The 6,503-nt window shown below is 70.9% G+C and carries 6 protein-coding genes (1 of these 6 running past the window's edge); 4 read left to right on the forward strand and 2 right to left on the reverse strand.

The window, feature by feature from the left end; all coding sequences use genetic code 11:
• Positions 1-15: 15 nt before the first annotated feature.
• From AC1DXK_RS19770 to AC1DXK_RS19780, 3 genes are all read left to right on the forward strand, one after another.
• Entirely contained in the window at positions 16-702 is a 687-nt protein-coding gene (locus AC1DXK_RS19770) for a hypothetical protein (RefSeq protein ID WP_457106853.1), read from the forward strand.
• A 157-nt stretch (positions 703-859) separates the two neighbouring features.
• A complete protein-coding gene (locus AC1DXK_RS19775; protein ID WP_457106859.1) occupies positions 860-2,740 on the forward strand; it encodes a glycosyltransferase family 2 protein in 1,881 nt (626 codons plus the stop codon).
• Positions 2,737-4,353, forward strand: coding sequence for a glycosyltransferase (locus AC1DXK_RS19780; RefSeq protein WP_477298760.1), 1,617 nt, complete (start codon positions 2,737-2,739; stop codon positions 4,351-4,353). The genes AC1DXK_RS19775 and AC1DXK_RS19780 overlap by 4 nt, the downstream gene beginning before the upstream one ends.
• A gap of 6 nt (positions 4,354-4,359) precedes the next feature.
• On the opposite strand, the gene purC is transcribed toward AC1DXK_RS19780, so the two are convergent.
• Both purC and nth read right to left on the reverse strand, forming a co-directional pair.
• Positions 4,360-5,154, reverse strand: a complete 795-nt coding sequence (gene purC / locus AC1DXK_RS19785) for a phosphoribosylaminoimidazolesuccinocarboxamide synthase (protein WP_010684691.1) — start codon at positions 5,152-5,154, stop codon at positions 4,360-4,362.
• A gap of 229 nt (positions 5,155-5,383) precedes the next feature.
• Positions 5,384-6,163, reverse strand: a complete 780-nt coding sequence (gene nth, locus AC1DXK_RS19790; RefSeq protein WP_457106855.1) for an endonuclease III — start codon at positions 6,161-6,163, stop codon at positions 5,384-5,386.
• Positions 6,164-6,183: 20 nt separating this feature from the next.
• On the opposite strand from nth, the gene AC1DXK_RS19795 reads away from it, so the two are divergent.
• Positions 6,184-6,503: the 5' portion of a DUF2244 domain-containing protein gene (locus tag AC1DXK_RS19795; protein WP_457106856.1), read on the forward strand. It continues 202 nt past the right edge of the window; the window shows 320 of its 522 coding nt (coding positions 1-320); its start codon is at positions 6,184-6,186; its stop codon lies off the right edge, out of view.

Below are 6,503 nucleotides of genomic sequence, written 5' to 3' on the forward strand. Positions count from 1 at the left end.
CTCGGGAGCCGTGCGATGATCGGACATCCGGACAGGTCTCTGGGGCGCTCCTCGGACGCCGCTTTGAGGCCTGCCCCCGCTCTCCGGCTGACCGGCCTCGTGCTTGCGGCCTCCCTCGCGACGGTCGCCGCCGCGGCCCCGTGCCGGGCCGAAGAGGGCAACATCTTCACCAACCTGTTCAAGTACGGCGGCACGACGGTTCCGCCGTCGCAGCCCGAGAGCCTCGATCCGCCTTACTGTCCCCCGGTCGAGGTCGCCGAGGGAGCCGCCGCGTCGCGCACCCTCGCGGGCGAAGCGGTGCGCACCCAGTTCTCCCTCGGTCGTCTCGCCCGCGAATGCACGCGGCGTAAGGACGGTTCGCTCACCGTCAAGGCGGGCGTCGAGGTCAATGTCCTGCTCGGGCCTGCGGGTGCGCCGGGCCGCTTCGATGTGCCGGTGACGTTCCAGATCCGGTACAACGGCAAGGTCGTCTCGAGCCGCGTCGAGCGCGCCAGCGTCACCGTCGGACCGGGCGAGGCGCAGGGCTTCGCCACGATCGTCGCCGACGAACTCGTGGTCCCGGCCGCGATGACGGCCGAGTACGACATCGCGGTAGGCGTCGGCGCCGGCAAGGGGGGCGGCGGGAAGGCCGCCGCGAAGCCGCGCCGTCGCAAGCCGGTGGTTGCTGCCGCACCCGCCACCGGAGGCGACGCTGCCCAGTGACGCTGCGGCGCGCCTCGGCGGTCCGACCCGACTGACACTCCAACCCGGCCGCGGCGAGCTTTGGCTCGGCCGGGAGACGCGCTTTCGCCTCGAACCCACCGACGATCCCGACTTCGATCGCCGCCTCGTCCTCCCCGACCATCCCGTCGGCTGGATCGTGCTGAGCTACAGCGGCGATCCGGCGGTGGCGCCCCAGCGCCCGATCCTCCGCATCCTGCGTGGGCCGGGCGGGGCGATTCAGGATTTCGTCCTCCCCGGGGCACCCCAGGGGCTCGCTCACTGGCTCGGCCTGATCCCGTCGGACGCGCGCGAGATCCAGCTTTGTGCCGGCTCCGATTTCGTCCTGGAACGGGTCGGCGCCCGGCGCGACGCCGGCGTGCTGGCGCAGTGCCTCCTCCGCCGACCCTGGCGCTGCGTCGCCGCACTCTACGAACGCGCCCGCGGCTCGGAGCGACGCTACCGCGACATTCTGCGCGGCGCCTGTGCGGTGACGCCGATGGCCGGCTTTCCGTCCTGGATCGCCGCACGCAGCCGGCCCTGGCGCCGTGCTTCCGCCAGTCTGCGGATCCGGTGCCTCGTCCTCGCGCGGACAGGCGAGGCGGCGGCGTTGACAATCACCCTCGCCGCACTCGCAGCGCAGACCCACCGTCCTGCGTCCATTCGTGTTTCCTGGGACGCCGCACCGCCAGCATCGGCCGATGTGCGGGCGTCTCATGAGACCTGGGACGAGGCTGCGGCCTTCGCGGATCTCCTCGGCGAGGCCGACGCCCTGTGCCTGCTGCGTCCCGGCGACGTGCCGGAGCCCGAGGCCCTGGCACTGCTGGCTCAGGCCCTCGCGGAGGCGGATCTGGCTTACGGCGACGCGATCGGGCTCGATGGCCGACCGCACCTGAAGCCGGACTGGAGCCCGGACCTCGCCCTCGTCACGGGCTATCCGGGGTTTCCCCTGCTCCTGTCAGGCTCCTGGCTCGCGGCGGCGCTCCCGCACCCGGCCGGCCCGATGGCCGAGGTTGCCCTGGCCGTCCAGATCGCCGCGGTGGCCGACGCCGCGCGGGTCGCGCACGTCCCGCGGATCCTGGCCCGCGCCGTCGGCGACGGTCTCGACCCGTCGGACCGGGCTTCCGTCCTCGACGCGTCACGCCGCGGACCGGCCCTGCCGGCCCACGCCACGGTCCATGACGGGACCGTGCGGTTGGACTGGCCTCTCCCGAACCCGGCACCCCTGGTCAGCGTCGTGATCCCCTCGCGCGACCGCCTGGACCTGATCGCGCGTGTCTGCCGCGGCGTTCTCCACGAGACGTCCTACGCGCCGGTCGAACTGATCATCGTCGATAACGGCTCGACCGAACCCGCGGTGCTCGAGCACTACGCGACCCTGCGCGGCGACCCGCGCGTCCGGATCCTGATGGACCCGCAGCCGTTCAATTTCGCCGCGATGGTCAATGCCGGCGTCGCGGCGGCCGCGGGCACGATCGTCGTGCTGCTCAACAACGACGTCGCCGTGCTGGAGCCCGGCTGGCTCGAAGCGATGGTCCGCCAGGCCTGCCGGCCGGAGGTCGGTGCGGTCGGTGCGAAGCTCCTCTACGGCGACGGCGCCCTGCAGCATGCCGGCGTCGTCGTCGGCCTCGGCGGCCGGGCCGGGCATATCCTGCGGCGCCGGCCCGGCGACACGCCCGGACATCTGGGGCGCCTCCGCGTGGCGCACGAGGTCTCCGCGGTCACGGCGGCCTGCCTCGCCGTCTCCCGGGAGAAGTATCTGGCGGTGGGCGGATTCGACGCCTCGGCCTTCCCGGTCGATTTCAACGATGTGGATTTCTGCCTCCGGCTCGGTGCCGCCGGCTGGAAGACGGTCTGGACCCCGGCCGCGACGCTGGCCCATCTCGAATCCGTCAGCCGCGGTCCGTCCGTCGGTGCCAAGCGCGCCCGCTTCGAGGAAGAGGCGGCCCGGTTCTCCGAACGCTGGCGAGCGGTGATCCGGCACGATCCGTACTACCATCCGGCCCTGTCGCTCACGACCTTCGGCGAGGACCTGGAATGACGCCGTCCCCGGTCGGCGAAGGCGGGTCCTATCTCGGACCGTCGGGGCGTTCCTGRCCGGCGATGGCGCGCGCCCTGCAACGCGTCCTAAGTCATCCCCGCGAGAGCGCCGCGATCCTACGGGCGCGGTTGGCGGGCAAGCACCTGCGTGCCCGGCAATCGCTGGCGGCCCTCATCGGGATCGACCATCGGCTCGCGCTGCCGCCCGGGATCCTCGACCGTTTCCCGGCGGCGCCGGCCGATCCGGCCGGCGACATCCGTCTGATCGGGGAGGGGGTAATCGTCGCCGGCGCGGCGGAGCGGATCGCCGCGGCCTTCGCGGCCGAGCCGGACCTCCAGGCCGTGTACGGCGATGCCCTAGTGCAGGTCCGGCCCCGCGGTCCGGTATTGCCCCATCTGCCTCCGGTCTTCGACCCGGACCGGCTTGCGGGGTTCGATTATCTCGGGCTCATCCTGGCCTGCCGGTGCAGTGCCCTTGGCCCTGACCTCGAACCCCGGTGCCCTGCCGAGGCCGCGTTTCGCATTGCCGAGCGGTTCGGCCCTGGCGCGATCGGGCATCTGCCGGAGATCCTGTCGGTCCGCCGTGGCGGCACCCGCCCCGCCGCGCCCCAGGACGGGGCGGCTACCCGCCCCTCCCATCGGGACATCGTGCGCGCGCACCTCGACCGGACCGGGCGGGGCGGGGCCGGCGTCGCCGTCGCGCCGGACGGCCTCGTACGGGTGGCCCATCCGCTCCCCGAACCTCCGCCCCTGGCCAGCCTGATCGTTCCGACCCGCGACCGCCTCGATCTCCTGCGCCCCTGCCTCGACAGCCTGCGCGACTGCACTGACTGGCCGTCGCTCGAGATCCTGGTCTGCGACAACGACAGTCGCGAGGCGGAGACCCTCGCGTATCTGCGAGGGCTGGAGGAGGCGGGACGGGCGCATGTCGTGCCCTGTCCCGGGCCGTTCAACTTCGCCGCGATGAACAACGCTGCTGCCGCCCGCGCCCGGGGGAGGCTGCTGGTCTTCGTCAACAACGATGTCGAGGCGTTCCGACCCGACTGGCTGTCGCTCATGGCCCGTCAGGCCCTGCGCCCGGAGATCGGCGCCGTGGGCGCCAAGCTGCTCGATGGCGCGGGCCGCATCCAGCACGGCGGCATCGTCCTCGGCACCGGCGGCCTCGTCACGCATGGTCACCGTCACTTCGCCGGTGACGCCCCGGGCTATCTCGCGGCGCTGCGCACCACACACGCTGTCTCGGCCGTCACGGCGGCCTGTCTGGTTGTCGAGGCGGAGAAGTTCCGCAGGGTCGGCGGCTTCGACGATGCCGTCTTCGCCGTCGATTTCAACGACGTCGATCTCTGCCTGCGCCTCAACGCGGCGGGCTACCGCACGCTGCTCGTCCCCGAGGCGGTGCTGCACCATCGCGAGGCGGCGAGCCGCCGCTGGACGCCGGACGCCCGCGCCCGGCACGATCGCGAGATCGCCGCGCTGAAAAAGCGATGGGGGCCGCTGCTGGTGCAGGACCCCCATTACCACCCGGGCTTCGACCCGGATCTCTCGACACACGCGCGCCTGCGTGGAGGATTTCCGGACACCGGGCGGACGCCCCTGCGCCGCCCGCGCGCCTGACGGTGCCTACTGGACCAGCCGCGGCCCGCCGCCCTGAACCTTTTCGTTCTCCGACATGATGCCGAGGCGCTTGGCGACCTCGGTGTAAGCCTCGATCAGGCCGCCGAGATCCTTGCGGAACCGGTCCTTGTCGAGCTTGTCCGAGGACTTGATGTCCCAGAGACGGCACGAATCCGGAGAGATCTCGTCGGCGACGACGATGCGCATCATGTCGCCTTCCCAAAGGCGCCCGGTCTCCATCTTGAAGTCGACCAGCCGGATGCCGACGCCGAGGAAGAGCCCCGACAGGAAGTCGTTGACGCGGATCGCCAGCGCCATGATGTCGTCGATCTCCTGGGGCGTCGCCCAGCCGAAGGCCGTTATGTGCTCCTCGGAGACCATCGGATCGTTCAGCGCGTCGTTCTTGTAGTAGAACTCGATGATCGAGCGCGGCAGCTGGGTGCCTTCCTCCAGGCCCAGCCGCGTGGCCAGCGACCCGGCCGCGACGTTGCGCACCACGACCTCGAGGGGGATGATCTCGACCTCGCGGATCAGCTGCTCGCGCATGTTGAGCCGGCGGATGAAATGCGTCGGCACGCCGATGTCGTTGAGGTGCTGAAAAACGAACTCGGAGATCCGGTTGTTCAGCACGCCCTTGCCGTCGATGACCTCGTGCTTCTTCGCGTTGAAGGCCGTCGCGTCATCCTTGAAGTGCTGGATGAGCGTGCCGGGCTCCGGACCCTCATAGAGGACCTTCGCCTTGCCCTCGTAGATGCGACGGCGGCGGTTCATAGGCGTGTACCGTGGTTTGAGGAAGTCCATGGGCCGAGGCTCCTGATGCGCGACGATGGAGAGGAATCCGCGGCGCGACGACCGGACGCGAGGTCGGGCAGCCGGACGGCCTCTGCCCGACGGCCCCGGCGACCGCCTCCAAACTAGCCGAAGCGGGCTTCCAGCACAACGCGTTAGCCCGCAGGGCGGGATTGCGGAGACTGTTTCCGACGTGTCCGGAACGGGCATCGCCGCCCGACCGCCGCTTGCGATCGACCCGCTAGGCCGTCGTCTTGGACGGGAAGCGGCAGAGGTCGGCGATCAGGCAGCGCGGGCATTCGGGCTTGCGGGACTTGCAGGTGTAGCGGCCGTGCAGGATCAGCCAGTGATGGGCATGCAGCCGGTAGGGTTCGGGCACGATCGCCTCCAGACCGGCCTGGACCTTGTCGGTGGTCGCACCGACGAACAGCGGGATCCGGTTCGAGACCCGGAAGATGTGGGTGTCGACGGCGATTCGCGGGACCCCGAAGGCGATGTTCAGCACGACGCTCGCGGTCTTTGCGCCGACCCCGGGCAGCACCTGCAGGGCCTCTAGGCTCGCCGGTACGGCGCCGCCATGTGCCTCGACCAGGATGCGCGAGAGCGCCACGACGTTCTTCGCCTTGGTGTTGAACAGCCCGATGGTCCGGACGAAGTCGCGGACCCTGTCCTCGCCGAGGGCCATCATCTTCTCCGGCGTGTCGGCGACGGCGAAGAGCGGACCAGTAGCGAGGTTGACGCCGCGGTCGGTCGCCTGGGCCGAGAGCACCACGGCGACGAGCAGGGTGAACGGGTTGACGTAGTGAAGCTCGCCCTTCGGCTCCGGCGTCGCCGCCTGGAACCGGCGGAAGATCTCGGTGAGGGTCGCAGGATCGACCGCCGCGGAAGCCGTCTCCACCTGAGCGGTGACGGCCGGGGTGACAGCTCCACCGAGGCGCGCCGAAGGAACCCGCGCGGCGCGCGTCGCGCCCCGGCGGGCGGCGCGATCCGTCACGGGCGGGGGTGTCTTTCTGGCGGGCATCGGCGCGTTATATTGATGGCATGGCGAGCGGCAATCCTTCCGTCCATCCCTACGGGCTCGATCCGGACACGATCGACCGGCCCGTCTTCACCGCCACGATCCGGCCGCATCAATCCCTGAGCCGGCGCGGCTTCCGGGTCGTGATGACCGGCTGCTGCGCGGTCTCGCTGACGGTGTCGGTCTGGGCGTGGCGCATGGGGTTCTGGCCGGTGGCCGGCTTCTTCGGCCTCGACATGCTGGCGATCTACGCGGCGCTGAAGGTGAGCTTCCGCCGGGGCCGATCCTTCGAGGAAGTGATGATCTCGCAGATCGAGATCTTGCTCGCCCGGGTCAGTCATCA

The organism is Methylobacterium sp. P3_A11 (assembly GCF_056403155.1).

Excerpts from the sequence above, each read along its gene's own strand:
- AC1DXK_RS19770 (WP_457106853.1), top strand. The coding sequence starts at position 16 with ATGATCGGACATCCGGACAGGTCTCTGGGGCGCTCCTCGGACGCCGCT.
- purC (WP_010684691.1), bottom strand. The coding sequence starts at position 5,154 with ATGGACTTCCTCAAACCACGGTACACGCCTATGAACCGCCGCCGTCGC.
- nth (WP_457106855.1), bottom strand. The coding sequence starts at position 6,163 with ATGCCCGCCAGAAAGACACCCCCGCCCGTGACGGATCGCGCCGCCCGC.